At 74.8% G+C, this 26,198-nt stretch carries 20 protein-coding genes and 1 pseudogene; 10 read left to right on the forward strand and 11 right to left on the reverse strand.

Features of this window, described 5'->3' with window-relative positions; translation table 11 throughout:
- Nucleotides 1-66: 66 nt before the first annotated feature.
- Genes ACZ6ZN_RS28090 through ACZ6ZN_RS28105 form a run of 4 tightly spaced genes read right to left on the reverse strand, consistent with a single transcriptional unit; the run spans nucleotide 67 to nucleotide 4,440 of the window.
- Nucleotides 67-672 carry a GTP-binding protein gene (locus tag ACZ6ZN_RS28090; protein WP_451877269.1) on the reverse strand — a complete coding sequence of 202 codons (606 nt, stop codon included), beginning with the start codon at nucleotides 670-672 and terminating at the stop codon, nucleotides 67-69.
- A gap of 28 nt (nucleotides 673-700) precedes the next feature.
- Complete coding sequence (locus tag ACZ6ZN_RS28095) at nucleotides 701-1,096, reverse strand: DUF742 domain-containing protein (protein ID WP_398110774.1); 396 nt, start codon at nucleotides 1,094-1,096, stop codon at nucleotides 701-703.
- A 9-nt stretch (nucleotides 1,097-1,105) separates the two neighbouring features.
- The gene (locus ACZ6ZN_RS28100) at nucleotides 1,106-1,540 is read right to left on the reverse strand and encodes a roadblock/LC7 domain-containing protein (RefSeq protein ID WP_369198626.1); all 435 of its coding nucleotides are present in this window, start codon (nucleotides 1,538-1,540) and stop codon (nucleotides 1,106-1,108) included.
- Nucleotides 1,537-4,440 (reverse strand): nitrate- and nitrite sensing domain-containing protein, encoded by a 2,904-nt coding sequence (locus tag ACZ6ZN_RS28105; protein ID WP_469650544.1) that lies wholly within the window; start codon nucleotides 4,438-4,440, stop codon nucleotides 1,537-1,539. The genes ACZ6ZN_RS28100 and ACZ6ZN_RS28105 overlap by 4 nt, the downstream gene beginning before the upstream one ends.
- A gap of 418 nt (nucleotides 4,441-4,858) precedes the next feature.
- Here ACZ6ZN_RS28105 and ACZ6ZN_RS28110 point away from each other — a divergent pair, with 418 nt between their 5' ends.
- Nucleotides 4,859-5,425, forward strand: coding sequence for a hypothetical protein (locus ACZ6ZN_RS28110; RefSeq protein WP_469650547.1), 567 nt, complete (start codon nucleotides 4,859-4,861; stop codon nucleotides 5,423-5,425).
- A gap of 105 nt (nucleotides 5,426-5,530) precedes the next feature.
- On the opposite strand, the gene ACZ6ZN_RS28115 is transcribed toward ACZ6ZN_RS28110, so the two are convergent.
- From ACZ6ZN_RS28115 to ACZ6ZN_RS28130, 4 genes are all read right to left on the reverse strand, one after another.
- The gene (locus tag ACZ6ZN_RS28115; protein WP_469650550.1) at nucleotides 5,531-10,168 is read right to left on the reverse strand and encodes a hypothetical protein; all 4,638 of its coding nucleotides are present in this window, start codon (nucleotides 10,166-10,168) and stop codon (nucleotides 5,531-5,533) included.
- A 43-nt stretch (nucleotides 10,169-10,211) separates the two neighbouring features.
- Nucleotides 10,212-11,093, reverse strand: a complete 882-nt coding sequence (locus ACZ6ZN_RS28120; RefSeq protein WP_398110770.1) for a hypothetical protein — start codon at nucleotides 11,091-11,093, stop codon at nucleotides 10,212-10,214.
- Nucleotides 11,094-11,199: 106 nt separating this feature from the next.
- Nucleotides 11,200-12,726, reverse strand: coding sequence for a hypothetical protein (locus ACZ6ZN_RS28125; RefSeq protein ID WP_398110769.1), 1,527 nt, complete (start codon nucleotides 12,724-12,726; stop codon nucleotides 11,200-11,202).
- Nucleotides 12,727-12,804: 78 nt separating this feature from the next.
- Nucleotides 12,805-13,500 carry a GntR family transcriptional regulator gene (locus tag ACZ6ZN_RS28130; RefSeq protein WP_469650553.1) on the reverse strand — a complete coding sequence of 232 codons (696 nt, stop codon included), beginning with the start codon at nucleotides 13,498-13,500 and terminating at the stop codon, nucleotides 12,805-12,807.
- Nucleotides 13,501-13,670: 170 nt separating this feature from the next.
- On the opposite strand from ACZ6ZN_RS28130, the gene ACZ6ZN_RS28135 reads away from it, so the two are divergent.
- From ACZ6ZN_RS28135 to ACZ6ZN_RS28155, 5 genes are read left to right on the forward strand one after another with little or no spacing between them, the layout of a single operon-like run.
- Nucleotides 13,671-14,972: an MFS transporter gene (locus ACZ6ZN_RS28135; RefSeq protein ID WP_398110767.1), complete on the forward strand. Its 1,302-nt coding sequence runs from the start codon at nucleotides 13,671-13,673 to the stop codon at nucleotides 14,970-14,972.
- Nucleotides 14,969-15,796 carry a putative hydro-lyase gene (locus tag ACZ6ZN_RS28140; protein ID WP_469650555.1) on the forward strand — a complete coding sequence of 276 codons (828 nt, stop codon included), beginning with the start codon at nucleotides 14,969-14,971 and terminating at the stop codon, nucleotides 15,794-15,796. The genes ACZ6ZN_RS28135 and ACZ6ZN_RS28140 overlap by 4 nt, the downstream gene beginning before the upstream one ends.
- 17 nt (nucleotides 15,797-15,813) lie before the next feature.
- Nucleotides 15,814-16,572 (forward strand): LamB/YcsF family protein, encoded by a 759-nt coding sequence (locus ACZ6ZN_RS28145; protein ID WP_398110765.1) that lies wholly within the window; start codon nucleotides 15,814-15,816, stop codon nucleotides 16,570-16,572.
- Nucleotides 16,569-17,186, forward strand: coding sequence for a 5-oxoprolinase subunit PxpB (gene pxpB, locus ACZ6ZN_RS28150; protein WP_469650558.1), 618 nt, complete (start codon nucleotides 16,569-16,571; stop codon nucleotides 17,184-17,186). Before ACZ6ZN_RS28145 ends, pxpB begins: the two co-directional genes overlap by 4 nt.
- Nucleotides 17,183-18,052, forward strand: a complete 870-nt coding sequence (locus ACZ6ZN_RS28155; protein ID WP_469650561.1) for a 5-oxoprolinase subunit C family protein — start codon at nucleotides 17,183-17,185, stop codon at nucleotides 18,050-18,052. The genes pxpB and ACZ6ZN_RS28155 overlap by 4 nt, the downstream gene beginning before the upstream one ends.
- Nucleotides 18,053-18,381: 329 nt before the next feature.
- Here ACZ6ZN_RS28155 and ACZ6ZN_RS28160 read toward each other — a convergent pair whose 3' ends face one another.
- Both ACZ6ZN_RS28160 and ACZ6ZN_RS28165 read right to left on the reverse strand, forming a co-directional pair.
- Entirely contained in the window at nucleotides 18,382-19,800 is a 1,419-nt protein-coding gene (locus ACZ6ZN_RS28160) for a HEAT repeat domain-containing protein (protein ID WP_469650563.1), read from the reverse strand.
- A gap of 300 nt (nucleotides 19,801-20,100) precedes the next feature.
- Nucleotides 20,101-20,493, reverse strand: coding sequence for an ankyrin repeat domain-containing protein (locus ACZ6ZN_RS28165; RefSeq protein WP_398110761.1), 393 nt, complete (start codon nucleotides 20,491-20,493; stop codon nucleotides 20,101-20,103).
- A 299-nt stretch (nucleotides 20,494-20,792) separates the two neighbouring features.
- Between ACZ6ZN_RS28165 and ACZ6ZN_RS28170 the strand changes: the two genes are divergently transcribed.
- On the forward strand, nucleotides 20,793-20,987 hold the full coding sequence (locus tag ACZ6ZN_RS28170; RefSeq protein WP_030843336.1) for a hypothetical protein: 195 nt from the start codon (nucleotides 20,793-20,795) through the stop codon (nucleotides 20,985-20,987).
- Nucleotides 20,988-21,039: 52 nt separating this feature from the next.
- Nucleotides 21,040-22,689, forward strand: a pseudogene (locus ACZ6ZN_RS28175) (hypothetical protein); the annotation flags it as partial.
- A 486-nt stretch (nucleotides 22,690-23,175) separates the two neighbouring features.
- On the opposite strand, the gene ACZ6ZN_RS28180 reads toward ACZ6ZN_RS28175, so the two are convergent.
- Nucleotides 23,176-24,675 carry an SCO1417 family PLP biosynthesis transcription factor gene (locus ACZ6ZN_RS28180; RefSeq protein WP_398110759.1) on the reverse strand — a complete coding sequence of 500 codons (1,500 nt, stop codon included), beginning with the start codon at nucleotides 24,673-24,675 and terminating at the stop codon, nucleotides 23,176-23,178.
- Between the two features lie 101 nt (nucleotides 24,676-24,776).
- On the opposite strand from ACZ6ZN_RS28180, the gene yczE reads away from it, so the two are divergent.
- Together yczE and ACZ6ZN_RS28190 are read left to right on the forward strand one after the other, a co-directional pair.
- A complete protein-coding gene (yczE, locus tag ACZ6ZN_RS28185; RefSeq protein ID WP_469650565.1) occupies nucleotides 24,777-25,430 on the forward strand; it encodes a membrane protein YczE in 654 nt (217 codons plus the stop codon).
- On the forward strand, nucleotides 25,427-26,194 hold the full coding sequence (locus ACZ6ZN_RS28190; RefSeq protein WP_451877255.1) for a glycerophosphodiester phosphodiesterase family protein: 768 nt from the start codon (nucleotides 25,427-25,429) through the stop codon (nucleotides 26,192-26,194). Before yczE ends, ACZ6ZN_RS28190 begins: the two co-directional genes overlap by 4 nt.
- Nucleotides 26,195-26,198 lie beyond the last annotated feature (4 nt).

Below are 26,198 nucleotides of genomic sequence, written 5' to 3' on the forward strand. Positions count from 1 at the left end.
CGCGCGTGGCCCGGCCGTCCGTCCCTGTGGGATCACCGCCCGGGGGCTCCTCCCCGGGCGGGGGTCTCAGGTGGTGACCGCGCGGCGGTGCTCGGCGGCCTGGGCCATGGCGTGCTGGACGACGCCGATGAGCGTCTCCTTGACCGACTCCCGGTCTCGGGCGTCGCACATCAGCAGCGGCACGTCGTCGTCGAGGTCGAGGGCCCGGCGGACGTCCTCGACCGGGTAACGAGGGGCGCCCTGGAAGCAGTTGACGCCGACGACGAAGGGGATCGAGCGCCGCTCGAAGTAGTCGACGGCGGCGAAGCAGTCCTCCAGGCGGCGCGTGTCGGCCAGGACGACGGCTCCGAGGGCGCCCTCGGAGAGCTCGTCCCACATGAACCAGAACCGCTCCTGACCGGGCGTGCCGAAGAGGTACAGCACGAGGTCCTCGCGGAGGGTGATGCGGCCGAAGTCCATGGCCACGGTCGTGGTGTGCTTGTCCTCCACACCGCTGACGTCATCCACGGGACGCCCGGCCTCGGTGAGCAGTTCCTCGGTGCGCAGCGGTCGGATCTCGCTCACCGCGCCGACGAGCGTGGTCTTGCCCACGCCGAATCCGCCGGCCACCAGGATCTTGAGCGTGACGGGCTCGACCGGGGGCCTGCCACGCTCGGAACGCCCGAAGATCATCGGTCTTCTCTCCAGCTCGATGGGGGTCTCATAGGGCCCGCAGACCGCTGATCACGTCGCGCAGGATGCTCTCGTCCGGCAGCTCGGCCGGGGGCACGGGCCGGTTCACGTGGACGAACCGCGCGTCCACGAGGTCTCCGACGAGGACCCGTACGACCCCGATCGGCAGGTCGAGTTCCGCTGCGAGTTCGGCGACCGACTGCGGGTCCTCACGGCACAGTTCGACGATGTCCACGTGCTCCGGGGAGAGCATGTGGTCGGCTTCCGGGTCGTCCGCCTGCGGCTCCGCGACCACGACCGCGATCAGGTCCAGCCGGTGCTGGCCCTGGCTGCTGGTGCGGCCGCGGGTCATGGCGTACGGGCGGACGACCGGTCCGGCCTCGTCGTCGAACCAGTGCTTTCTTCCCTGACCGTCAGCGCTCATGTCATCCCACTACCCGCCTGCGGGCAGATCGGTGCGTGGGGCGGCGCCCAGATGCACACCCACGCGCTTGACGAGGAGTGTCATCTCGTAGGCGACCTGGCCGACGTCCGAGTCGGCGTCCGAGAGGACGGCCAGGCAGCTGCCGTCGCCGGCGGCGGTCACGAACAGGAAGGCGTCGTCGAGCTCGACGACGGTCTGGCGGACGTTGCCGGCCTCGAAGTGGCGGCCCACGCCCTTGGCGAGACTGTGGAACCCGGAGGCCACGGCCGCCAGGTGCTCGCTGTCCTCCCGGGTCAGGTCCTTGGACACCCCGGTCGGCAGTCCGTCGCCGGAGAGGACGAGCGCCTTGCGGATGCTCGCGACCCGGTCCACCAGGTCGTCGAGGAGCCAGTTCAGCTCGCCCTTGTCGGTCGCGGTGTGGCCGGTCGGCTTCGGTGCGGTCATCGACCGTCCCCCTCTGTCGTTCCTTGCGGTGCTGTGCCGCCGTCGGCGGCGTCGCCCGCGGCGTTCTCCTGACGGCCGCGCTGCCAGCCGCGCTGGAGCGAGGCCATACGGCTGCGTACTTCCTCGGCGTCCCGCTCGGCGGGCCCGGCCCCGTCCTCCGCGCGGGGCTCGGCGCTCCGCTTGAGCTGCGGGGCGAGGCTGGCCTGCCGGACCCGGCGGGGCAGGGGCGTGGCGCCCGGGACGTCGCCCGTGCCGGGCACGTCCCGCGTGCCGCGGGTGTCACCGCCGTCGGCGGCGGGACCGGTGGGCGCGGCGGGGTCCGGGCGGCGGGCGCGCCGGGGCAGGGCGGACGGTTCGGACCGGTCGCCCGGGGGCGGAGCCGGTGCCGCGGCGGGGTCCTCGCCCCGGGCCGCCGCGCCGATGCCCCGGCGGGCGGAGTCCGCGCCCCGGCGGCGGGCCGGCAGGGGCGGCGGCGTGTCCGGCTGCGCCTCGCCGCGCGGGCCGTCGGTGCGGCGCCGCGCGGGCAGGGCCGTCGCGGGGTCGTTCCGGCTCGCACCGGGGTCGTCGTCGGTCCGGGCGCGCCGGGGGCGCTGGTCGGTGACGGGACGGCCGTGGGAACTGACCAGCTTGGGGGTGTGCCGGCGGGACAGCGGGACGGGGGCGGCCAGTTCATTGCCGGCGTCGGTGCGCTCCCGCGCCGCCCGGGCGTCGGCGCCCTGCTGGTGCGGGTCGGCAGTCCCGTCCGCGAGGTCGTCCTCGGCCCGGACGAGGGAGTGGCGGCGGGGCCGGAACAGACCGCCCTGTTCGCCGTCCTCGTCCAGGGCACCGGGGAAGCCATCGAGGCCGACGGGCGCCTCCAGTTCGATCGGCCCGTCCAGCAGGGAGGCCGGCAGGCCCGGCCGCTGCGCGGAGGCCGGGGAGAGCGCCCCGCGCCGCGCGTCCTGCGGTTCGCTCTCGGGGGCGATCCGGGGGCGGTCGAGCCGGAACCCCAGGCCGTTGGTGTCGGGCACGTCGTCCGTCAGCAGCGCGTCGGGGATGAACACGACGGCGGTCGTACCGCCGTACGGCGAGGGCTGCAGGGAGACGCGGACGTTCTGCCGCTGGGCGAGGCGGCTGACCACGAACAGGCCGAGCCGGTCGGTGTCGGACAGTTCGAACTCGGGTGTCTCGGCGAGCCGGAGGTTGGCGTCCAGGAGCGCCTCGGCGGCCATGCCGAGGCCGCGGTCGTGGATCTCCAGGGTGAAGCCGTTGGCGACGCGCTCGCCGACCACCTGCACGGCGGTGTGCGGCGGGGAGAACACCGTGGCGTTCTCCAGGAGTTCCGCCACCAGGTGCGTGAGGTCGGCGACGGCCGGGCCGGTGACGGCGATCCGGGGCAGCCGGCGCACCTCGATGCGCTCGTAGTCCTCGACCTCGGCGACGGCGGCCCGGACGACGTCCATGAGCTGGACGGGCTTGCGCCACTGGCGGGAGGGCGCGGCGCCGGAGAGGATCACCAGGCCCTCGGCGTGCCGCCGCATGCGGGTCGTCAGGTGGTCCAGGCGGAACAGGTCGGCGAGTTCCTCGGTGTCCTCGGTGCGGCGCTCCATCGCGTCGAGCAGGGTGAGCTGCTTGTGCAGCAGGACCTGGCTGCGGCGGGCGAGGTTGACGAACACCTCGGAGACGCCGGCGCGCAGTTCGGCCTGTTTGACGGCGGCCTCGACGGCGGCGCGCTGGAGGGTGTTGAGGGCCTGGCCGACCTCCCCCATCTCGTTCTTGTCGTACTCCAGGCGCGGCACTTCGGTCTCGACGTCGACCTGTTCGCCCGCGGAGAGGCGGCGCATCACGCTGGGCAGGCGCACGCCGGACGCCTCGTGCGCCTCCAGCCGGAGCTGGCGCAGGTCGCGGATGAGGGAGCGGCCGACGCGCACCGACAGGAACAGGGAGAGCAGCAGGGCGATCAGGCCGAGCGCGCCCGCGATGACGGCCTTGGCGATGACGCCCACGGCCACGGGGTGCACGCGGTCCTGATAGCGGTCGTTGGCCTGGTCGTTGAGGGTGGCGAGCTCGTCCAGCACGTGGCCGGCCGCGCTGTCCCAGCTCTTGGCGGTGACACCGCGGGGCGTTCCGGCGCCCGGTTCGAGGGCGGCTTCCTCCGCGACGCGCAGCGGGGCGGAGGAAGCGTTTTTCCAGAAGCGGTCGTAGCGGTCGCGTTCGGCGACCGGCAGCAGCTGGAGGTTGACGTCGTACATCAGGGCGCGCTGGGCGACGAGGTCGGAGACGTCGCGGCTCTCCGCGCGGGAGATCCGGCCGACGACGAGGGCGGAGCCGAGCAGGGCGTCCTCGCGGGAGAGCAGTTCGCGGGCGCGGGCGAGGTTGACCAGGGCGCGGTACTGCTTGTCGAGTTCGATGTTGTCGACGACGTGCAGATTGGTGAGCAGGACGTAGCAGGGGTCGACCAGCCGGTTGTAGAGGTCGAGGGCCTGCGCGCGGTCGACGGTGCCGTCCTCGACGCTGCGGCGCAGCGAGTCGATGCCCTCGAAGGCGTCCAGCACCGCGGTCAGCCGCTCGCGGGTGTCCGCGCCCATCGCGTCGCGCACGTCCGGGTCGCGGGCGTTGCCGCGGATGCCGGCGACGGCCTCGTCGGTCGCGGTGCGGCTGCGCCGCAGTGCGGCGAGCCCGTCGGAGGCCCGGGGGTCGGCCAGGTGGACCAGGGTCTGACGGCGTTCTTCCTGGAGGACGCGGACGGTGTCCTCGATCGGGTACCCGATCTCCTCCACCACGGTCGACACCTGGAACAGGTCGCTCGCCTCACGCCCCGTGAGGATCGTGGCGAAGGCCCAGATCGCGGTCAGGGACACCAGCGGCACGAGAAGCAGCGCCACGATCTTCCGGCGGATGGACTTCCCGCGAAAGCGCATGGCCTCCCCCAGCTCGGCCCCCGGGGCTACCGGGGGTACACGTGTGCGTCAACAAACGGCGCGAGCCTACTACCGCTGCGGCGGGAACTCGAAGACCGGCCCGGAGGCCGAAGTTCCACACCCCGTGCCCGGCATGGGGAGTTGTCCGGCCATTGCGGGAGTTGTCTCCCCGGAACCGGCGGTGACGGTCCGGGCCATCCCCCCACTCGGCCAAGGTGGTTGGCCGGAATTTTTCGGTTCCGGGAATCTTCGTGACGGGTCGTTCGTCCTTCTCTACGTGAATTGGGGACGGAATCGGCCGCTGAGGCCGCATCCCGGACCCGGGCGGCGTAATACAGCGCAAGCCGGGCAGCCACTGGGGAGTACGTGTCTTCGGATGCGGGTGAGAGGGCTGCCGGCGGTGGGGAGTGACACGGTGATGGGCACGGCGGAACGGCGCGAGGCGCCCGAGGTCGCAAGGGCGCAGGTGACGGGGCATCCGGCCCCCGGGCTGATCGATCGCGACGATCCGGTCCCGGCTGCCGGGACGGCGGCGTCCGGCACCGGCACCCGCGCCGGGGAACGGACTCGGGAAGCACCCGGCCAGTCCGCCTACCGGCCGCTGTGGGTCGAGGAGCCGGCGCGGCGGCGCAGGTTGCCGGATCCGGTCCGTACGGCGGCCGTCCGGGCGGTGCTGCTCATCGCCGTGACGCTGCTTCAGGCCATGGTGGCGTTCCTGTGCACGATGGCCGGCTCCTGGCTCGCGTTCCCCATGGTGATCAGCAGCGTGGTCAGCACGATCGCGGCCACCTGGGGCGCCCTCGACGTGTGGGTGACGCGCCAGGTCTGGAACCAGCGCCACGGCGTGGTCTCCGTACCGAGCAGCACGGCACGGGCGCTGCGGCGGGAGCGGCGCCTGGCCCGGCGCCGGGCGCGCGTCGCCGAGCGGGCCCAGGGGCGGATACGCCGACGCGGTGCGGCGGCCGGGCAGTTGTCGCATTCGTGAACTGACGCGCCGTCCACGGCCGGCTCCCCGCCGGTGTTTCGCACCCTCGGGGAGCCGTGCTTGGACCGCGCGACCGGCGGGTCCGGCCGCGCGGGTCCGGCCCCGCTAGGACGTCGTGGGCGCCGGCCGCTTGTACATGCGGGTCGCGGTGATCTCGCTGCGGACCGCCTCCCCCGCCTGGGGCTGCTGCGGCAGGCCCGGGCGGAGGTGCTCCTCGACGCTGATGTACTTCAGGCCCGCCCTGAGGTCGGCGTCGTTGCGCATCCGGATGACCAGCGGGAACTCGGCCAGCGCGGTCGTGTCGAACAGACCCGTGGTGTACAGCAGCTGCACGCCCAGGGCGTCCGACACCGCCCGCTGGAGCTCCAGCAGGTAGGTGGCGTTGGCACGGCCGATGGGGTTGTCGAGGAACAGCGTGCCCGCGTGCCGGTGCTTGTCGCGGCCGCGGTCGTTCGAACGCAGCGCGGCCATCGTGCAGTACAGGGCGATGGCGGCGGTCAGCAGCTGGCCGCCGGAGAAGACGTCGCCCATCTGCCCGACGGGGACGCGCTCGGCGCGCAGCACCGCGTCCGGCTTGAGGATCTCGACGGCGACGCCCTTGGGCTGCAGGGCCGCGGCGACACCCCGCAGCAGCAGCGACATGCCGTCGCGCCGCAGATCGGAGTTCTTCCGGACGGCGGCACGGGTCGCCTCGTCGACGACCTCGCCGAGCCGCTCGGTGAGGGTCGCCTGGTCGGGCTCCTCGAACCGGATGCGGAGGAACTCCTGGCCCGACCACTCGCCGAGCCCCTCCGGCAGCCGGGAGAGCCGCTGGGCGGAGCGCAGGGTGGCCAGCGCCGACTCGACCAGCCCGCGCAGCCGGTCCACGATCGACTCGCGGTTGCGCTCCAGCTGCTCCAGCTCGTCGGTGAGGACCCGCAGCCGGGGTGCGAAGGCGTCCGCCCACTTCTGGGCGTGCTCGGGCAGCGCGGACGCGGGCAGTTCGCGGATCTGCTGGCGGGCCGGGGTGCGGACCTGCTCGTAGCGCGTGGAGTTGGCGTGCCGGACGAGGACGTCACTGGCCTCGCGGACCGCGGCCTCGGCGGCCGACAGGTCGGCGGCGCAGCCGCGCAGCGAGCGGCGGGCCTCGGCGGCGGCCTGCCGGGCCTCCTCGGGACTGCCCGGGTACGGTTCCGTCTCCTCCTGCTCCTCCTCGGTGCCGTGCTCGCGCAGCAGGTCGCGGAGCATGGCGGCGATCTCGTCGAAGCCGCTCGCCGCGTCCTCGGCGGCGCGGTGCGCGCCGAGGAGTTCGGCGTGGGCGTCGCGGGCGCGGTCCAGCGCCTCGGTGCGGGAGGCGAGTTCGGCCGTCGCCGTGCGCAGCAGGGTCTGGGCGTGCTCGGCGTCGCGCGGCTGGAGCTCCTCCGGCAGGTCGGTGTGGGTGTCGCCGTCCTGCGGGGCGAGGCGTTCGGCCTCTCCGCGCAGCCGGCCGAGCTGCTCGCTCGCGGTGGACATCCGCGTCTCCAGGAGCTGCACCAGTTCCTCGGCACGGGCGGCTGCGGCCTGGCGGCTGGGGCCGTCGGAGCCGTCGGGTGATTCGAGGAGCTGCTCCGCGCGCGTGCGGACCTTGTTGCTGAGCCGGTCGAGCTCCGCGCGGGCGGCGCTCTCGTCGCTCTCGGCGCGGGCCTGCTCGGCCCGCAGGTCGGCCCCGACACCAACCTTCTCGTACAGCTGGGAGGCGGCCCGGTAGGCCTCGCGCAGCGCGGGCAGGGACGCCTTCGGGGCGTGGGTGCCGTCCTCGGGCACGTCGTCCGGGGCGCCGGCGATCTCGGCGCGCTCGGCGCGCAGGGCGCGTGCGGTGCGGCGGGCGTCGTCGGCGGCGCGCTGGGCGCCGCGCCGGTCCTCGTCGGCGGCCCTCGCCCGGTCCAGGCAGGCCTGTGCGCCGGCTTCCGACTCGGCGGCCTCGTCGGCCAGTTCCCGCAGTTTCACCTGCCAGCCGGCGCGCTCGCGGAGCCGGAAGGCGAGACCGGCCAGGGCGTCGGCGGAGCGGCGGGCCTTCTGGGCGGCCTCCTGCCGCTCGTCGCGGACCCGCGCGGCCTCCGCCGCGGTCTCGTCGGCCTCGGCCCGCACCGTGCGTGCCTCGGCCAGCTCGGCCTCCGACTCCTCGGCGAACGCGCGGGCGTCGTGCGCGGCGCGGGCCAGTTCGGCGAGCCGGCCGGCCGGGCAGCCGGTGCGCCAGGAGGCGAGCCGGGCGGCGAGTTCGCGGTCCTTGCCGAGCCGGGCGGCGAGCGTGCGGATCTCCTCGTCGCGCTCGGCCGCGCGGGCGCGCAGTGCCTGCCGTTCCTCGTCGGCGGCGTGCTCGTCGTGCATGGCGGGGTTCGGCGGGACGAGGAACACGCCGCCGTCGTCGGTGTCCGGGGCGGGCGTCGGGGCGAGCAGGGCGGCGGCCGTGCCGACCGCGACGGCGGACCTCGGCAGGAGCGCCGCGTCGCCCAGGGCCTCCCGGGCGCGGGCGTGGGACCCGGGGTCGGTGATGATCACGCCGTCGACGAGTTCGGGGCGGGCGGCCAGGACGCGGGCGTGGTCCGCCGGGTCGACGGCCTGGGCCAGGTAGCGCCAGCCGGGCAGCGCGGGGATGCCGTGCTCGCCGAGGAACTCGACGGTGGCGAGCACGTCGGGGCCGGGCGGCAGCAGCCCGCCGTCACCGAGGGCGCCGAGGATGCGGGCGTCGTCGGCGGCGGCCGTCCGCAGGTCGAACAGCTGCCGTTCGGCGGAGGAGACGGCGTCGTCGAGCAGCTCGCGCAGGTCCTCGGCCGAGCGGTCGAGTTCCTCGGTGGTGAGGCCCTGCTCGCCCTGCGGGGCGGCGGGGGCGGGCTCGTGGTCGGCGCCGTGGCGGGGCTGCGGGATGCCCGGGCGGGCCTCGGGGGCCAGGCCGAGCAGGGCGGCGAGCCGCTCCTCCCCGGCCAGCGCCTCGGCGGTGCGGCGCTCGGCGTCGTAGGAGCGCTCCGCCGCGGTGGCCGCGTCGGCCGCGCGGGCGGCGGTCAGCTCCGCGCGGGACTCGGTGGCGGCGGCCTCGCGCGCGTGTTCGGCGGCGCGGCGGGCGGCTTCGCGGGCGGAGTCCCAGGCGGCGACGGTGGTCTTCTCCGCGTCGCTGGCGGCGAGGGCCGCCCGGGCCGGGTCGGCGTCGGGCGCGCTGTCGTCGAGCCAGCCGGCCCGGACCGCTTCGGCGGTCTCCTGCTCGACCTCGGCGAGGCGCTGCTTGAGGTGCCCGATCTCGCTGCGGGCCCGCTGCGCCTGGGTGGCGGCGGCGGTGGAGTCGCGGTAGGCCGCGTCGCTGACCTCCTGGAGGGCCGCGGAGCGTTCCTCCTCCTCGTTGGCGAGGCCCTCGGCGCTCTCCGCGGCGGCGTGCAGGGCCCGTACGAGGTCGACGGCCGCCTTGGCGCGGGCGGCCAGCGCCGGGGCCGCGTCCCGCTCCGCCTCCTGGATCGCTGCGGACACGCGGGCGGCGCGGTCGGAGGCCGCGCGGTGGCGCAGGACGGCTTCGGCGGCCTGCCAGGCCGCGTACAGGGTGCGGGCGTCGGCCAGCTCGCGCTTCTGCGCGGCGGCGGACTTCTCGGCGGCGGCGAGCGCCAGGGAGGCGTGCCGGTAGGCGAGTTCGGCGGAGATCAGGGCGCTGCGTTCGCGGGCCGACTCGGCGTGCGTGACGGCGTACGCCGCGGCCGTGACGCGCTGGGCCAGGTCGGCGGCCCGGGCCCGTTCCCGTACGCCCCGGGCGGACAGCCGGCGGGCCAGGGTGCGCGTGCGGCGTTCGGCCCCGGCGTGGACGTCACGTGCGCGGGCGCGGGCGTCGGCGGCCTCGACGATCCGCCCGAGCAGGTCCACCGACCCGGCGGTGAAGTCCCGTTCGGCCATCAGCTCGGCGCGCCGGCCCAGCTTGTTGCCGAAGCCGCTGACCAGGTCGGCGAGGCCGTCGGTGTCGCGGGTGTCGGTGACGGCACGCAGCAGCAGGTCGGTGAAGTCGGCGTCCTTCTTCACCGCGAAGAGGCCGGCGGCCTCGCCCTCGTCGGCGTTCATCTCCCGCTGGTAGCGGAACAGTTCGGGGTCGAGGCCGAGGTCGCCCAGGTGCTCGATCCAGCGGTCGTGGATCTCCTCCCAGTGCACCTCCAGGTGCGGGTAGGTCTTGCCGGCCTCGGTGAGGGCGTCGCGGAACCCCTTCATCGTGCGGCGTCGTCCGCGGGCGCCCGACTGGCCCTCGGCGGGGGCCCGTACGGCGGTGGACTCGGCGACGGGCAGGTTGTCCAGGCTCAGCCCCGGCCCGGGCCGGAAGGAGTACCAGGCCTCGGCGAACTTGCGCGGGTCGTTCGAGACCTGCCGTCCGCGCCACTCGCTGACCTTGCCGACGACGACGCACTCGCCGGTCAGCACGTGCTGCCACTCCAGCGCGACGTGACCGCAGTCGTCGGCGAGGAGGAACTTGCGCAGCACGCCGGAGCTGGCGCCGCCCAGGGTGTTGCGGTGGCCCGGCAGCATCACGGAGAAGATCAGCTTGAGCAGTACGGACTTGCCGCCGCCGTTCTCCAGGAACAGCACGCCCGCGGGGGCGGGGCGGCGGGGCGGGCCGACGGGCTCCTCCTCGAAGAACTCCGCCTGCGTGGGCGCGGGGTCGGGCACGATGTCGCCCACGCCCCGCAGGTCGAGCACGGTGTCGGCGTACCGTGCGCCGGCGGGCCCGATGGAGTAGAGGCGGACCCGGGACAGCTCGTACATGGCGGACTCTCGTAAGTCTTCGTGAGTGGGGGGTGGGTGTCGGTCAGGAGGAGTGGAAGGGCAGTCCGGCGTCGGCGACCAGTTCCAGGTCGTCGCCCTCCTCGGGGGGCAGGAGCGTCGGGGTGCCGTCGGTGACGGGGACGATGCCCAGCTCCAGCAGTTCGGCGAGCGCGGCGCTGCCGGCCAGGTCGCGGACCTGGAGCTGGTAGCGGGCGGTGGTGCGGTAGGTGCCGCCGTTGTCGTCGCCGGTGCGCTGGAGGAAACCGGAGTCGGTGAGGAACGCGACGGCCTTGGCGACGATGCCGGTGGTCGAGCCGGCGAGCCGGCGGGCGTCCTTGGTGGCGCCGGTGGCGCTGCGCCGGGCCCAGATCCGCCAGGCGGCCTCCAGGCCGGGCGCGTCGGTGACCGGGTCGGTGTTCTCGCCCTGCTCGGCGGCGCGTTCCTCCAGCCGGTGGCAGGCCTGGCGGACGAAGGCGTCGACGCCGTTGACGGTGACGCGGCCGATGTAGCCGTCGTCGGCGAGGTCCTCGGGGCGCGGGAACGCCATGGCGGCGACGGCGAGATGGGCCAGTCCGTGCAGGAACCGGTCGCCGCCGTCGGCGGAGGTGCGACGCGCGTAGTCGCCCATGCGGACGGCGAACACCGAGTCCTCGGCGGCGGTCACGGCCATGCCGGCGCGCGGGGAGACCTCCAGCACGATGAGCCCGAGCCCGGTCGCCACGGCGTCGGCGAGCCGCGCGAACGGCGGGTCCTCGCGGTAGCGCCGCAGCAGGTCCGCGTACTCCTGGTCGCGGGCGGGCTGGAGCTTGGGCTGCAGTCCGAAGGACACGAGCCGCGCCGCGTCGGCGGCGTCGGCGGGGGTGACGGGGGCGGTGGCCGCGGGGGCCGGACCGTCCGGCGCACTCCACTCGACGTGCTCGCTCACGGCGTGAACTCCTTGACCTGGTAGACGAGACGGGTTACGCCCTCAGGGGCGCGGCGAACTGCGCGGCCGGCCACGACGGCGCCGCAGCCGGCCACCGGGGGAGGCATCACGCGGCCTCCGTCCGGTCCGCTGCCATCCCCGCCGCGTCCAGCAGGGCGGTGCCGACGATCAGGTCCGCCCCGCCGAACTCCTCGTCCTCCAGCTCCGTGCCGTCGTCCACGGCGAACAGCAGCTTCTGCTCGCCCTGCCGGTAGGCGGTGCCGACCGGCGGGCTGGCCGCGTGCACGGCCAGCAGGGCGACCAGGTAGGGCAGGTCGGGGTCGCGGCGGCGGGCCTCGGCCAGCAGCCCCGACAGCCGGCGCGGCGCGTCGGCCGGCAGGTCGAGCAGCTCCTGCGCCGCTGCCATCTGCTCCTCGCTGAACCGGCTGTCGTCCGGGGTGGCGATGAGGTCCGGCTCGGGCATCTCGGCACCGAGGTGCTCCCGCTCGACCGGCGGCGTGAGCAGGATGTCGACCAGGTCGGTGACCCGGACGGACACTGGCGTGCGCAGCCCGGTGCCCCGGCCGAAGAAGGCGTCCGTGACCCGCACGGCCTGCTCCAGCGGCAGCGGCAGGACGGGCACGACGAGGTGCCCGTACAGGTCCGTGCCGGAGCCGGCCGCGGGCGTGGCGAAGGCCTGCCGGTCCTGCTCGGCGCGGAACAGGGGCCCGGCCTCCAGCAGCCGGGACTGCAGCTGGGTGTGGCGCCGGATGCAGTCCTTGACGATGTCGACGAGCTCGGCGGCGCGGCGCTTGTTCTCCGGGTCCTCGGACTCGTCCCGCGCCTTGCGGATGTTGGTGAGGATCGCGTTCTCGTGGCGGTAGCGGTCGGCGACGTGCTCCAGGGCCTCGGCGATCATGTCGGGCACGGCGGTGAGCCAGTCGACCGCGCGGACGTTGCGCCGGGTGGCCTCCAGGGCGCGGCGCAGGGTCTCGGAGTACTGCACGGTGCGGTAGCGGGCCTGCTCGGCGGCGAGCTGGGCGTCGGCGAGCCGGCCGCGGCTGATCAGCACCTCCAGCTTGACCTCGGCGGCGATCTGCGCGCTGGTGACGTCCGTGTCGAGGGCGCCGACGAGGACGTTGACCGCCTCGTCCGTCGTGCGGAGGTAGACGGTGCCGCCCGGGCCGGGGACCTCCTCGATCAGCTTGAAGTCGTAGTCGCGCCGCACGTACGTGCCGTCCGCGCCGAACGTGCCGTACACGGCGCGGAAGCCGCGGTCGACGCTGCCGACGTTGATCAGGTTCTCCAGGACCCAGCGGGCCACCCGCTCGTGCTCGGCGGCGGGGCGCCGCGGGGCCTGCGCGGCAATGCGCGGGACGAGACGGGCGACGATCTGGTCGTGGTCGGCGCCCGTGTCGAAGTCCATGTTCAGGGTGACGAGGTCGATGGCCGCGAGGGCCACCTCCGCCATGCCGTACACCGAGTACTCACCCGCGAGGTTGGCCTTGCGCGCGTCCAGGTCGTGCAGGGGCGCGGTGCAGGCGAGCGCGCGCAGGCGCCGCGCCAGGCCCTCGTCGGCGGCCGGCCCCGGAGCGGGACGCGGCCCCGCGCTGAGCTGGGGCGGAACGCTGTCCGTCGATGCAGGCGAAGTCACGGTGCACAGACTAGGTCCTGTGTCTGACATCGGCCCAAACGACGCGGACGCCTCCCCCGCGGCCGGGGCGGCCGGGGCTCAGCCGTCGTCGCCGACCCGCCGCCGGTAGACCTCGACCACGCGCCGGAGCGAGTCGTCGAGGTAGCCGGCGAGGAGGCTCTCGGCCTTGTCGCGGTCGCCGTCCTGAAGGGCGTGCAGGATGGCGACATTTCGGGCGATGTACGGTTCGTGCAGGGGCTGCGGCTCGTCCACCACGTGGAAGGCCAGGCGCAGTTCGGCGAAGACGCTGCGCATCAGTTCGGCCGTGCGCTCGCTCCCCGACAGGGCGACCAGTTCCCGGTGGAAGTGGATGTTGGCCGTGCCCACCCCTTTCCAGTCGCCCTCCCGGGCGGCGGCCTGCCCCTCCTCGACCGCGCCCGCGAGGCCGTCGAGGGGGTGGGGCGGGTCGCCGAGACCGCGCACGACCGCGCATTCGACGAGCCGGCGGGTGCGGTAGATGTCCTCGACGTCCTCCACGGTCAGCACCCGAACGAAGACCCCCCGGTTCAACTCGTGGACGAGCAGGCGTTCGTGCGTGAGCAGCCGGAACGCCTCGCGCAGCGTGTTGCGCGAGACGCCGAGCGCGCCGCCGATGCTGTCCTCCGACAGCCGGGTGCCGGGCGGGAAGTAGCCCTCGGCGATGCGGCTCCTGAGGATGTCCGAGACGCGTTCCGCGGTGCTGGTGCGCCCCAGGAGGGCCCGGTCGTCGGCGAGGTCCTTCAACTGCTCTGCCATGCCGGAATTCAATCGCACATCACAGGAACAACCAACATGGGTATTGAGGGATCGTTGAACAATCCTCTACGGTGCTCGACAAGGCGCCGCGGCCCCACCCCGGCGCCGACCGCTTCGCACGGCACGGCTCACTCCCGAAGCACCCTCCGTCCTCACTCTGCGAGGTGCCCATGAGCACGACCCCTCCACCGCAGGCACTGACCGACGACCCGCCCGGCAGGGCCGCCGGACCCGGCCCGGACGCCGGAGCGCTGGGCTGGCTGCGCGCCCTGGGCCCGCGCGGCCGCCGCGCCTTCGCCGGCGCCTTCGGCGGCTACGCCCTCGACTCGTACGACTACTTCACGCTCCCGCTGAGCATGGTCGCGCTGTCCGCGTACTTCGGCCTGGACAGCGGCCAGACGGGCCTGTTCACGACGGTCACCCTGGTCGTCTCGGCGGTCGGCGGCGCCCTCGCGGGCGTTCTCGCCGACCGCGTCGGCCGGGTCAAGGCGCTGATGATCACCGTGATCACGTACGCGGTGTTCACCGTCGCCTGCGGTTTCGCGCCCAACTACGAGACGCTGCTGGTCTTCCGCGCCCTGCAGGGCCTCGGCTTCGGCGGCGAGTGGGCGGTCGGCGCGATCCTGGTCGCCGAGTACGCGAGCGCCCGGAACCGGGGCCGCACGCTGGGCGCGGTGCAGAGCTCGTGGGCGGTGGGCTGGGGGCTCGCCGTGATCGTCTACACCGTGGTGTTCTCCCTGGCCGGTGACGACCTGGCCTGGCGGATCATGTTCTGGACCGGGGCGCTGCCGGCGCTGCTGGTGATCTGGCTGCGGCGCAGCGTCCACGACGCGCCCGAGGCGGCCGCCGCCCGTGAACAGAGCGCGGAGAAGGGGTCGTTCACGGCCATCTTCAAGCCGGGCCTGCTGCGGGTGACGCTGTTCGCCGGACTGCTCTCGACCGGTGTGCAGGGCGGCTACTACACGCTGGCGACCTGGGTGCCGACGTACCTGAAGTCCGAGCGCGACCTGTCGGTCGTCGGTACCGGCGGCTATCTGACGTTCCTCATCTCCGGTGCCTTCATCGGCTACCTGACGGGTGGCTACCTCACCGACAAGCTGGGCCGGCGGCGCAACATCTGGCTCTTCGCGCTGCTGTCGGCGCTGTGCATCCTGGCGTACGCGAACATCCCCAGCGGCGCCAACACCCTGCTCCTGGTGCTGGGTTTCCCGCTCGGGTTCTGCATGTCGGCGATCTTCAGCGGCTTCGGCTCCTACCTGAGCGAGCTGTACCCGACGGCGGTGCGCGGTACCGGGCAGGGCTTCACGTACAACACCGGGCGCGCGGTGGGTGCCGTGTTCCCGACGACGGTGGGCTTCCTGGCGGACAGCTGGGGCGTGGGCGGCGCGCTGGTCTTCGGCGCGATCGGCTACGGCATCGCGGCACTGGCCCTGCTGGGCCTGCCGGAGACGCGCGGGACGGAGCTGACATGAACCGTACGAGCACCGAGGACCGTCCCCTGCTCCTGGTCGACGAGGACGCGCGCGCGTGGAGCCCGGCAGCGGCCCGGGCCCGCTTCCGGGACGGCCTGACCGGGCCCACGGCCGGGGTCGCGGCGGGCCACACCCAGGTCAACCTGATCTCCGTGCCCGCCGACTGGGCCTACGACATGCTGCTGTTCTGCCAGCGCAACCCCAAGCCCTGCCCCGTCCTCGACGTCACCGACGCCGGCTCCTGGACGACCGTGCTGGCCGAGGGCGCCGATCTGCGCACGGACCTGCCGCGCTACCGGGTGTGGCGGGACGGCGAGCTGGTCGACGAGCCGACCGACGTGCGCGCCCACTGGCGGGACGATCTGGTGTCGTTCCTCATCGGGTGCAGCTTCACCTTCGAGGCGGCGCTGGGCGAGGCCGGCGTGCCGATCCGCCACGTCGAGCAGGGGCGCAACGTCCCGATGTACGTGACGAGCCGGCAGTGCCGGCCGGCGGGGCGGCTGCACGGCCCGCTGGTCGTGTCGATGCGGCCGGTGCCGCCGCGGCACCTGGCGGCGGCGATCCGGGAGACCAGCCTGCTGCCGGCGGTGCACGGCGCTCCCGTGCACTGCGGGGACCCCTCGGGGCTCGGCATCCGCGACGTGGGCCGTCCCGACTTCGGCGACCCGGTGGACGCGGAGCCGGACGACATCCCGGTGTTCTGGGCCTGCGGGGTGACCCCGCAGGCGGCCGTCATGGCCTCGCGCCCGCCGTTCGCCCTGACCCACGCGCCGGGGCAGATGTTCCTCACCGACGCCCGTGACGAGCAGTACCGCGTGCTCTGAGAGGAGACACTGGAACCATGGCCTGCATCGATCTGAACGCCGACCTGGGCGAGGGCTTCGGCCGCTGGCGGCTCACCGACGACGAAGGGCTGCTGTCCGTCGTCACCAGCGCCAACGTGGCGTGCGGCTTCCACGCCGGGGACCCGGTCACGATGCGCCGGGTGTGCGAGCTGGCGGCCGCGCGCGGGGTCCGGATCGGCGCGCAGGTCTCCTACCGGGACCTGGCCGGGTTCGGGCGGCGCGCGATGGACGTGCCGCCCGCCGAACTGGCCGCCGAAGTCGCCTACCAGATCGGCGCCCTGGAGGTGTTCGCCCGCGCGGCGGGCGCCCGCGTCGCCTACGTCAAACCGCACGGCGCGCTCTACAACAGGGTCGTGCACGACGAGGAGCAGGCCGCCGCCGTCGTCGACGGCGTGCTCCTCGCGGACGCCACCCTGCCGGTGCTGGGCCTGCCCGGTTCGCGCCTGCTGGACCTGGCCGCGAAGGCGGGACTCCCGGCCGTCACCGAGGCGTTCGCCGACCGCGCCTACACCGACGCCGGCACCCTGGTGCCGCGCACCGAGGAGGGTGCCGTGGTCAGCGACCCCGAGGAGGTCGTCGCGCGGTCGGTGGACCTGGCCCGGGCCGGCGGCGTCGTCGCCCGCTCGGGCACGCGCATCGAGGTACGCGCGCGTTCCCTCTGCCTGCACGGCGACACGCCCGGCGCGGTGGACCTGGCCCGCCGGGTCCGCCGGCGGCTGGAGGCCTCGGGGGTCGACGTGGAGGCCTTCGCATGAACGTGCTGCCCGCGGGCGAGGACGCGCTGCTGGTCGAGGTCTCCTCGGTCGACGAGGCCCAGGCCCTGCACGCCGAGCTGCTGCGCCGCCGCGCCGAGGGCTCGCTGTCCGCCCGCGAGATCGTGCCGGCGGCCCGTACGGTCCTGCTGGACGGCCTCGACTCCCCCGCCCGGCTGGCCGCCGAACTCACCGCCGCCGATCTGCCGCCCGCTCCCCCGCCCGCGCGCGAGGTGGTCCGCATCCCGGTGCGCTACGACGGCCCGGACCTGGCCGACGTCGCCGCGCACTGGGGCGTGTCCGAGGCGGAGGTCGCCCGCATCCACGCCGGGACGGAGTTCCGGGTCGCGTTCTGCGGCTTCGCCCCGGGCTTCGGCTACCTCACGGGGCTGCCGTCCCGCTACGACGTCCCGCGCCGCGCCACCCCGCGCACGGCCGTCCCGGCCGGGTCGGTGGCGCTGGCGGGGCCGTACACGGGCGTGTACCCGGGTTCCTCGCCCGGTGGCTGGCAGCTGATCGGCACCACCGACGCCGTGCTGTTCGACCACGCGCGCGTGCCGGCCGCGCTGCTCGCGCCGGGCACCCGCGTGCGGTTCGTCCCCGAGGCGGGGTCATGACCGACCGGGCGCTCGCCGTCGTACGGGCCGGGGCCCTCACGACCGTGCAGGACCTCGGCCGGCCCGGCCACGCCCACCTCGGCGTCCCGCGCTCCGGCGCCCTGGACCGTCCCGCGGCGGACCTCGTCAACCGGCTGACCGGGAACCCGCCCGGGGCGGCCGTGCTGGAGACGACCCTCGACGGCTGCGCGCTGCGGCCCCGCTCGGACGTCACCGTGGCCGTGGCCGGTGCGCCCTGCCGCGTCACGGTGGACGGGCGGCCCGCGGCCTGGGGCGCGCCGCTGCGCGTGCCCGCCGGCGCGCTGCTGGACATCGGCCGGGCCCTGACCGGCGTACGGACCTACGTGGGCGTCTGCGGGGGCGTCGCGGTCGAGCGCGTGCTCGGCAGCCGCTCGACCGACCTGCTGTCGGGGCTCGGTCCGCCGCCGCTCACGGACGGGGCGGTACTGCCCCTGGGGCGGCCGACGGGCGTGCACGCGCGCGTGGACGTCGCCCCGCAGCCGGCGCCGCCGGCCGAACTGGTCCTCGGGGTGACGCCGGGGCCGCGCGACGACTGGTTCACGCCGCACGCCGTCCGCACCTTCCTCTCCCGCCCGTACCGGGTGTCCTCCGCGAGCAACCGCATCGGGCTGCGCACGGAGGGGCCCGCCCTGGAGCGTGCCCGGGCCGGGGAGCTGCCCAGCGAGGGGATGGTGCTGGGCGCCGTCCAGGTCCCGCCGGACGGCAGGCCGGTGGTGTTCCTGGCCGACCATCCGACCACGGGCGGCTACCCGGTGATCGCCGTGGTCCGCACGGCCGACCTCCCGGCCGCCGCCCAGGCGTCTCCCGGTATACCGGTCCGCTTCGTGGCGGTACGCCGCCGCTGAGTCGCCCGGGATGGTCGGGGTCTCTGAGGGGCGAGATGACCGGCGGTCAACTCGTCATGAGGTCGGCGGCACAGTGTCCGGCGAGGGCGTCCCGGACCTGCGGGGAGCCGGAGCGGTGCGGGGGCGACCGGGCACGACACGGGCGCGGGGGGCCTGCCGCCGGGCGCGGGCCCGGGGCGACGCCGACGGGAGGCGCGGCTGCGGTCGGCGGCGCGGCGTGTGATCGGGAGCGCGCAGGGGGCCGCGCCGTTCACATCAGGGGGGGGCCAGGAAGCCACCGGACGGGCATCCGCGCGGCGTGCCGCGGCCCCGGTGTGGTGCTGGAGGGGCTACACCGTGGTCTCCCCGGGACCGATCCGGCTGCGGACGGCCGTCTGCACCTCGGCCTCCTCGGCCGGGTCGGCGGCGAGCCGGCGCAGGCGTTCCACGACGCGCGCGTCGCCGGTCTCGGCGTGCCGGGCGGCGAGTTCGCGGGTGGTCTCCTCGCAGTCCCACAGGCACTCGACGGCGAAGCCGGTGCCGAAGGCGGGGTCGGTGGCGGCGAGGGCCCGGGCGGCCCGGCCGCGCAGGTGGGAGGAGGCGGTCTCGCGGTAGATGTGCCGCAGCACGGGGGCGGCGCAGGCGATGCCGAGCCGTCCGGTGCCGTCGACGAGGGTCCACAGGGTGGGGGCGTCGGGGCCTTCGCCCCGTACGGCCTCGCGCAGTGCGGCGAGGACGAGGTCGCGGTCCCGGGTGCCGCCGCGGCAGGCGAGGACGCGCCCGGCGGCGGCGCCCAGCGCGTCGGGCCGCCGGGCCCAGCCGCGCGCCCGGTCGACGGCGACGGGCGTGCGCATGCGCTCGAAGGCGTCGACGGCGGCGTCGACGACCAGCGGTGTCCCGCAGGACACGGCCTTCTCGATCAGGTCGAGGGCGTCGGGGTCGCCCGTGTCGGCGAGGTAGCGCAGGGCCGTGCAGCGGGCCCCGTCGCCGCCGGCCTCGGCCGCCAGGAGGATCTCGGCACGGTCCTCGGGCCCCGCGACGGCGCTCAGGCAGCGGGCGGCCGGCACATGGAGTGCGGCGCCCCGGTCGATGCCCTGCTGGGCCCAGTCGAAGACGGCCTGCACGCTCCACCCGGGGCGTGGTCCCGTCGGCCGCAGCTGGCGCTGCCAGCGGTCGAAACTGCCGGCCTCGTGGGCGGCACGCACGCGTGCGGAGACGGACTCCCGGGGATCCTCGGCCCACAACCGCCAGGGGCGGGGCTCGAAGGCGTCCCGGACGGTGGCGGCCAGCTCGGCCTCGCCCTCCGGGTCGGTGGCGAAGCGGGCGAGGACGGGGGCGGCGAGGGCGCGCAGACCCGCGTCGTCGTCCCTGAGGGCCAGCTCGTCGAGCGCCCAGGCCCAGTTGGAGCCGTGGGCGGCGTACCGGCGCAGCAGGTGGAGCGCGTCGCGCCGGCCGTAGGAGGCGAGGTGCCCGAGGACGGCGAGGGCGAGCCCGGTGCGGGACTCTTCGGTGTCCAGGACGTCCTCGGCACCGAAGAGGTGCGCCTCGATCTCGTCCACTTCGCCGTTCAGGTCGAGGTAGAGGCGGGCGTAGTAGAGGGAGCGGTTCTCCACCTGCCAGTCGTGGCGGGGATCGCGCAGCACGCAGTGGTTCAGTGCCGCGAGCGCCTCGGGGCGCGGGGCGGTGAGCGCGTGCAGTGTGCCGTCGCCGCGGCCCCGCTGGAGCAGGCCGAGCAGCGTACCGCTGGGCGCTATGACCGGATCGAACATGGGAAACAGCCTCACATCAAGCGTCGACGCAACCGGGGACGTGTACTACCTGGCCGCGCGACAACACGTCGGAGTGCCCGCCGTTTCCTGCTTGCTGTAAGCCATCTTCCTCTGCCTCTCGTCGGTGGCCCCTGCGGACCGCGTCACGGCCCGCGCGGTGCGGCAACTCCTGCCCAGCCATCACGTCCGTGAACCACGTCGTCATGATGACCCGGCGCTTCCGTCCGCCGCGACCGAAATTTCGGCGGCCTCGTACCGCCTCCCCCGTTTTCCGTGTCGTTCCAGGTCAGACCGGTCGTGTCACAGCTCGCCGAACAGTTCGAGCAGTTCCGTCCGGCCGAACATGCGCGCGGTGTCGACCGCCGAGGGGGTGCCGGCGGACGGGTCGGCTCCGCCTTCGAGGAGGGCCTTGACGACGTCCGTCTCCCCCTTGAAGGCCGCTCCGGCGAGCGGTGTCTGGCCCCGGTCGTTGATCCGGTCCGCGTCGGCGCCGCGCCCGAGCAGGGCGCGCACGGCGTCGGAGTGGCCGTGGTAGGCGGCGAGCATCACGAGCGAGTCGCCGCGGTCGTTGGTGAGGTTGGCCGGGACGCCCGCGTCGACGTACGCCACGAGTTCCTCGGTCCGTCCCCGCCGGGCCAGATCGAAGATCTTGGTCGCCAGCTCCACGACCTCGGGGTCGGGGACTTCGGTCATCGGTCGGACCGCCTCTCCACTACGCGTCACATCGGGTGCGTACGCCTGCGCGTGCCGCAGCCGTACGAGTGAATCGCCAGGGTACTGGCTCGCGCGGCACATGACCCGATGTGCCCGAGGTAAAGATCACCGCAGACGGCGGGCGGCGCAACAGCCCGGCTCGCCCGCGCCCGGGGACCACTCCGCCGACCGGGGGAAATAGTCCAGTTTTCACCCAGTTGCACCTTTTATCGTATGGATACATGCTGTGAGCCTGGAAGTACTCATGGTGACTGTCCCCGCGAACCAGGAGAACTCACATGATCCTCTCGATCTCAGGCGTGGTCCTGCTCGGCATCGTCGTCTTCATCTTCTTCCGCAAGGACGGACTGAAGGCGTCACACGCCGTGGTGGCCATGCTCTTCGGCTTCTACCTCGCCAGCACGGCCATCGCGCCGAGCATCAAGGCGGGCGGCGAGAGCCTGGCGAGCCTCCTCGGCGGAATCAAGTTCTGACGACCCCGCTCCCCGTACGCATCCCGCCCGTACGCACCCACTGGAGGCAGTAGTGGCCCGGCGCCCCCTCCCCCGCATCCTGAGCAACGGCGGCGCGCAGCTCGCCCGCAGCCGGGAGCTGGCCCGGACGGCCGCCGACAGCGCCACGGACGTCCTCCATCCGCTGATCACGATCGCGCGCGGTCTGCGCCGGCTGGCCGGAGCCGGGCGGCGCAGGTGGGCGCAGACACCAAAGGAGAGACGGGGAGCGCTGCTGTTCCTCGTCGCCTCGGTCGTCCTGGTCGTGGCACTGGTGCCGTACGGGCCGCTGCTGGCCGCCATCACCCTGATGGCGGCCGCGGCCTGGCAGGGCAGGGACCGCACACCGGCGGCACCCGACGGGCCCGACGAGTCGCAGACCCAGCGCCTGAAGTCGCTGTACGAGGCGCTGGTGCCGTACTTCTCCACCGCCGAGGACCCCGAGCCGCTGTACGCGCACGGCGGGGCGTGGGACAAGGCCTTCCCCACCTACGCCTTCGACGGCGCGGGCCGCGTCTCCCAGCTGGTGGTGCGCTACCCGGCGTACTTCACCGACGGCGAGGCCGAGTCCCGGGCGCGCATCGAGCACCTCCTCGCGGCCAAGTCCGGCCGGGGCCGCGAGTACCACTTCACGTGGGACGAGGAGGGCAACCAGCTGACGCTCGGGGTGCTGCCGCCGCTCCCCGTCGACATCACCGCCCAGCGCTTCGTCACCGCACCCGGCGAGACCGTCCTCGGTTTCACCGACTCCGCGCAGGTGCGGCGCACCCTTCCCGTCGGTTCCGGCGAGCGGCAGCGCGACGTCCCCCCGGTGGTCTGGCGCACCGGCCTGCGCTCCACCGAGCCGCATCTGCTGGTCCTCGGCCAGCCCGGCAGCGGCACCTCCACGCTGCTGCGGTCCATCGCCCTGCAGGCCCTCCAGCACGGTGACGTGGTGATCGTGGACGGCGGCGGCACCGGCGAGTACGCCTGCCTGACCGGCCGCGACGGCGTGCTGGCCGTCGAGTGCGGACTGGCCGGCGCCACGGCGAGCCTGGAGTGGGCGGCGACCGAGACGGAACGCCGTCTCATCGCCGCCAACCGGGCCCACCAGGCGGGGCACCCGCCGCCCGAGGACACCAGGCGGCCGCTCTGGGTCCTCGTCGACCGCCCCACCGCCTTCACCCACCTGGCCGCGGCCGACGACCGCAAGGATCCGCAGACCCTGCTCCAGGTCCCCCTGCGCCACGGCCGGCCGGCGAACGTGACGGTGGTCGTCGCCGACCAGCTCGACGCGCTGGACGCCCTGGCCGAACCGGTCCGCCAGCACACCCGTGCCCGCATGGTCCTCGGCCCGGCGACGGCCGACCAGTTGCAGACGGCCCTGGGCGCCCCGCCCCGGTCCACCCCCGTCGACCAGGCCCCGCCCGGCCGCGGCTACGCCCGCCTCGGCAGCGGCCCCGTCCACCGCCTCCAGGTCCCCGCGACGCCGAACCCCTTCGACGACGCGGCCCCCGAGGCGCACCGCGAGGCGGTGCTCGCCCTCCTGCCGCCCCGGACGACACCGGCGGACGGGGAGACGGTCCCCGAGCCGGACGGGGCGGACGGCACACCGGAGCCGCTGCCCGCGGACCTGGACGAGAAGCCGGTGGCGGCACCGGCCGAGCCCGCGCAGCGGAAGGGCGAACCCGCGGCCGTGCCGGCGAAGGAGCCCGCGCCGGCTCCGGTCCGGCTGATGACCAAGGGCCCGGCACCGACCCCGGTGCAGGTGGTGGCGAAGGGCCCCCTGCCGACGGCCGTCCAGGTGATGACGAAGGGGGCCGTACCGGCAGCGCTCCCCGCACGGACGGGCGCGGCCACCTCGGACGCCGCCCGGGACGCCGCCCCGGCGGAGGCCACCCCCGCCTCCCCGGACCCCGCTCCCACGGACGCGGGACGCCCCACTCCCGCTCCCGCTCCTGCTCCTGCTCCCGCCCAGGACGCGCCCTCCGCGCCGGTCCCGGCGCACGCCCCCTCCGGTGAGGAGCCCGGGCCCGCTCCCGCACCGGTCGCGGCCCGGGAGCCGCTGACGAACCCGGTCCCCGCGCTGGCGCAACCGGAGCAGCCGGACCGCCCGTAGCCGCCCCCCAGCGGGCTGAGAGCGGTTCCTCCTCCATGGAGCTCCTCCAGGGAGGAACCGCTCTCCGCGTCGTCAGGCCACGAACGTGCGCGGCGGCTCCGCGCCGCCGGCCCCGCCCGACTCCACCAGCGCGGCCGCCGCGGCGAGTCGTACCGCCGCCTCCTCGGCCACCGCGCCGCCGACGGTGAACGGCAGCCGCACATACCCCTCGAACGCACCGTCCACGCCGAACCGCGGCCCGGACGGCACCCGTACGCCGACCCGCTCCCCCGCCTCGGCGAGCCTCGATCCCGAGAGCCCGCCGGTGCGCACCCACAGGGTCAGCCCGCCCTGCGGGACGTCGAACTCCCACCCGGGCAGCTCGCGCCGCACGGCGGCCACCAGCTCGTCCCGGTTCGACCGGGCCTGCTCGCGCCGCACTTGTACCGCCTGCTCCCAGCCGCCCGTGCCGAAGAGCCAGTTGACGGCGAGCTGCTCCAGCACCGGGGTGCCGAGGTCGGCGTAGGCCCGCGCCGCCACGAGGCTGCGGATGACGTCCGGCGCGGCGCGCACCCAGCCGATCCGCATGCCGGCCCAGAACGCCTTGCTGGCCGAGCCGACCGTGATCACCGTGGACCCGGCCGGATCGAACGCGCACACCGGCCGCGGCATCTCCACGCCGGGGTCGAGCCACAGCTCGCTCATCGTCTCGTCGGCGATCAGTACGGTCCCCGCGGACCGGGCCGAGTCGACGAGCCGCCGGCGCTGGTCCTCGCCGGCGAGCGCCCCGGTGGGGTTGTGGAAGTCGGCCACGACGTAGGCGATGCGCGGTGCCGCGTCCCGCAGCACCTGCCGCCAGCGGTCCATGTCCCAGCCGGAGAGCCCTTCGCCCATCGCCACCGGCACCAGCCTGGCGCCCGCCTCGCGCATCAGCTGGAGGATGTTGGCGTAGGACGGCGACTCGACGGCGATGCGCTCGCCGCGGCCGCCGAACAGGTGGCAGATCGCGTCGATCGCGCCCATGGCGCCGGTCGTCACCATGATCTGCTCGGGCATGGTGGGAATGCCGCGTGCGGTGTAGCGCTCGGCGATCATGGACCGGAGGGCCGGGAGCCCGGCGGGGTAGTCGCCGTGCGTGTGCGCGTAGGGCGGCAGTTCCTCCAGGGCGCCCTGCACGGCCCGGGTGAGCCACGGCTCCGGCGCGGGCAGCGCGGCGCAGCCGAGGTCGATCACCGAGCCGAGCGCCTCCGGCGGCAGCGGCTCCAGTCCCCGGGCGGGCAGCGGGTTCCCGGCGGGCACGGCGGTCCAGCTGCCCGCGCCGCGCCGGGACTCCAGGAACCCTTCGCTGCGCAACGCCTCGTAGGCCGCGGCCACCGTCGTCCGGCTGACGGACAGTGCCAGGGCCAGTTCCCGCTCGGCGGGCAGCCGGGCGGCAACCGGGACGCGGCCCTCCAGCACCAGCAGGCGGATGCCGTCGGCGAGGGCACGGTAGGCCGGGGGGCGGCGGGTGCCGGGCCCCGCGGGGCGGTCCTGCTGCGAGTTGAGCAGCCGGGCGAGCTGCGCCGCCCCTACGGCCGAGGTCCACTGTGCCATCGGAATCAGTCCACCTTCCCCGGATTGGCCCTGGATGGCCACTCCATCCACGCCACAGGGTGTCACGTGCCAGTCCATTTCCACCACCAGGGGGGCACATCATGGCCACGCGGGGGCATCTCACCCGGCGGCTCGTCCAGCTCTACGCCGGACTCGCGCTGTACGGCGGGAGTTCGGCGCTGCTCGTCCGCTCCGGGCTGGGTCTGGAACCGTGGAACGAGCTGCACCAGGGCCTCGCGGAGCTCACCGGGCTGTCGATCGGCGTCGTCCTGACGATCGTGGGCGCCGCGGTGCTGCTCGCGTGGATCCCGCTGCGTCAGCGCCCGGGCCTGGGCACGGTGTCGAACGTCCTCGTGATCGGCGTGGCCATGGACGCGACCCTGGCCCTGGTGCCCGACGCGCACGGCTGGGCGCTGCGGGTGGGCCTGATGGTGGGGGGCATCGTGCTGAACGGGGCGGCGACCGGCCTCTACATCGCGGCCCGGTTCGGCCCGGGCCCGCGCGACGGTCTGATGACCGGGCTGCACCAGCGCACGGGCGTCTCGATCCGCCTGGTGCGCACCGGCATCGAGCTCACCGTCGTCGCGACCGGCTTCGCCCTGGGCGGCACGGTCGGGAACGGGACGCTGCTGTACGCCCTGGCGATCGGCCCGCTGGCGCAGGTGTTCCTGCGGGTGTTCGCCGTCCCCGAGGCACCCGCCGGCAGCACGGTCGTTGCCACCGGTCAACCCCGGCGGGCGATACTGCGTCCGTGACCCCGCGGATACGCCACCCCTACCTCGACCATCCCGGCCCGATCGCCTTCGCCCACCGCGGCGGGGCGGCGGACGGCCTGGAGAACACCGTGCGCCAGTTCCGGTGCGCCGTCGAGGCGGGCTACCGGTACATCGAGACCGACGTCCACACCACCCGGGACGGCAAGGTCGTCGCCTTCCACGACGCGACCCTGGACCGGATGACGGACGGCGCGGGCCGGATCGCCGACCTGCCCTGGCAGGAGGTACGGCAGGCCCGGGTGGCGGGCGCGGAACCCCTCCCCCTCTTCGAGGAACTGCTGGAGACCTTCCCCGACGTGCGCTGGAACGTGGACGTGAAGTCGGAGGCCGCCCTGCTGCCCTTCCTCGACCTGGTCGGCCGCACGGACTCCTGGGACCGGATCTGCCTCGGCTCGTTCTCCGAGGCGCGCGTGGTGCGCGCCCAGCGACTGGCCGGCCCGCGCCTGGCCACCTCGTACGGCACCCGGGGGGTGCTCGGTCTGCGGCTGCGCTCCTGGGGACTGCCCGCGTCGGTGCGCCGGTCGGCGGTCGCCGCGCAGGTGCCGGAGATGCAGTCCGGCATCCAGGTCGTGGACGGCCGCTTCGTGCGCGCGGCCCACGCGCGCGGGCTCCAGGTGCACGTGTGGACCGTGAACGAACCGGAGAGCATGCACCGGCTTCTGGACCTCGGTGTGGATGGCATCATGACCGATCACATCGACACACTGCGCAAGGTCATGGAGGACCGCGGCGTCTGGGTCTGAGACC

The organism is Streptomyces sp. NPDC053665, from assembly GCF_055585285.1.

Bases quoted from the DNA above. Each gene is read 5' to 3' on its own strand.
- ACZ6ZN_RS28090 (WP_451877269.1), bottom strand. From the start codon at position 672: ATGATCTTCGGGCGTTCCGAGCGTGGCAGGCCCCCGGTCGAGCCCGTC.
- ACZ6ZN_RS28095 (WP_398110774.1), bottom strand. From the start codon at position 1,096: ATGAGCGCTGACGGTCAGGGAAGAAAGCACTGGTTCGACGACGAGGCC.
- ACZ6ZN_RS28100 (WP_369198626.1), bottom strand. From the start codon at position 1,540: ATGACCGCACCGAAGCCGACCGGCCACACCGCGACCGACAAGGGCGAG.
- ACZ6ZN_RS28105 (WP_469650544.1), bottom strand. From the start codon at position 4,440: ATGCGCTTTCGCGGGAAGTCCATCCGCCGGAAGATCGTGGCGCTGCTT.
- ACZ6ZN_RS28110 (WP_469650547.1), top strand. From the start codon at position 4,859: ATGGGCACGGCGGAACGGCGCGAGGCGCCCGAGGTCGCAAGGGCGCAG.
- ACZ6ZN_RS28115 (WP_469650550.1), bottom strand. From the start codon at position 10,168: ATGTACGAGCTGTCCCGGGTCCGCCTCTACTCCATCGGGCCCGCCGGC.
- ACZ6ZN_RS28130 (WP_469650553.1), bottom strand. From the start codon at position 13,500: ATGGCAGAGCAGTTGAAGGACCTCGCCGACGACCGGGCCCTCCTGGGG.
- ACZ6ZN_RS28135 (WP_398110767.1), top strand. From the start codon at position 13,671: ATGAGCACGACCCCTCCACCGCAGGCACTGACCGACGACCCGCCCGGC.
- ACZ6ZN_RS28140 (WP_469650555.1), top strand. From the start codon at position 14,969: ATGAACCGTACGAGCACCGAGGACCGTCCCCTGCTCCTGGTCGACGAG.
- ACZ6ZN_RS28145 (WP_398110765.1), top strand. From the start codon at position 15,814: ATGGCCTGCATCGATCTGAACGCCGACCTGGGCGAGGGCTTCGGCCGC.
- pxpB (WP_469650558.1), top strand. From the start codon at position 16,569: ATGAACGTGCTGCCCGCGGGCGAGGACGCGCTGCTGGTCGAGGTCTCC.
- ACZ6ZN_RS28155 (WP_469650561.1), top strand. From the start codon at position 17,183: ATGACCGACCGGGCGCTCGCCGTCGTACGGGCCGGGGCCCTCACGACC.
- ACZ6ZN_RS28160 (WP_469650563.1), bottom strand. From the start codon at position 19,800: ATGTTCGATCCGGTCATAGCGCCCAGCGGTACGCTGCTCGGCCTGCTC.
- ACZ6ZN_RS28165 (WP_398110761.1), bottom strand. From the start codon at position 20,493: ATGACCGAAGTCCCCGACCCCGAGGTCGTGGAGCTGGCGACCAAGATC.
- ACZ6ZN_RS28170 (WP_030843336.1), top strand. From the start codon at position 20,793: ATGATCCTCTCGATCTCAGGCGTGGTCCTGCTCGGCATCGTCGTCTTC.
- ACZ6ZN_RS28180 (WP_398110759.1), bottom strand. From the start codon at position 24,675: ATGGCACAGTGGACCTCGGCCGTAGGGGCGGCGCAGCTCGCCCGGCTG.
- yczE (WP_469650565.1), top strand. From the start codon at position 24,777: ATGGCCACGCGGGGGCATCTCACCCGGCGGCTCGTCCAGCTCTACGCC.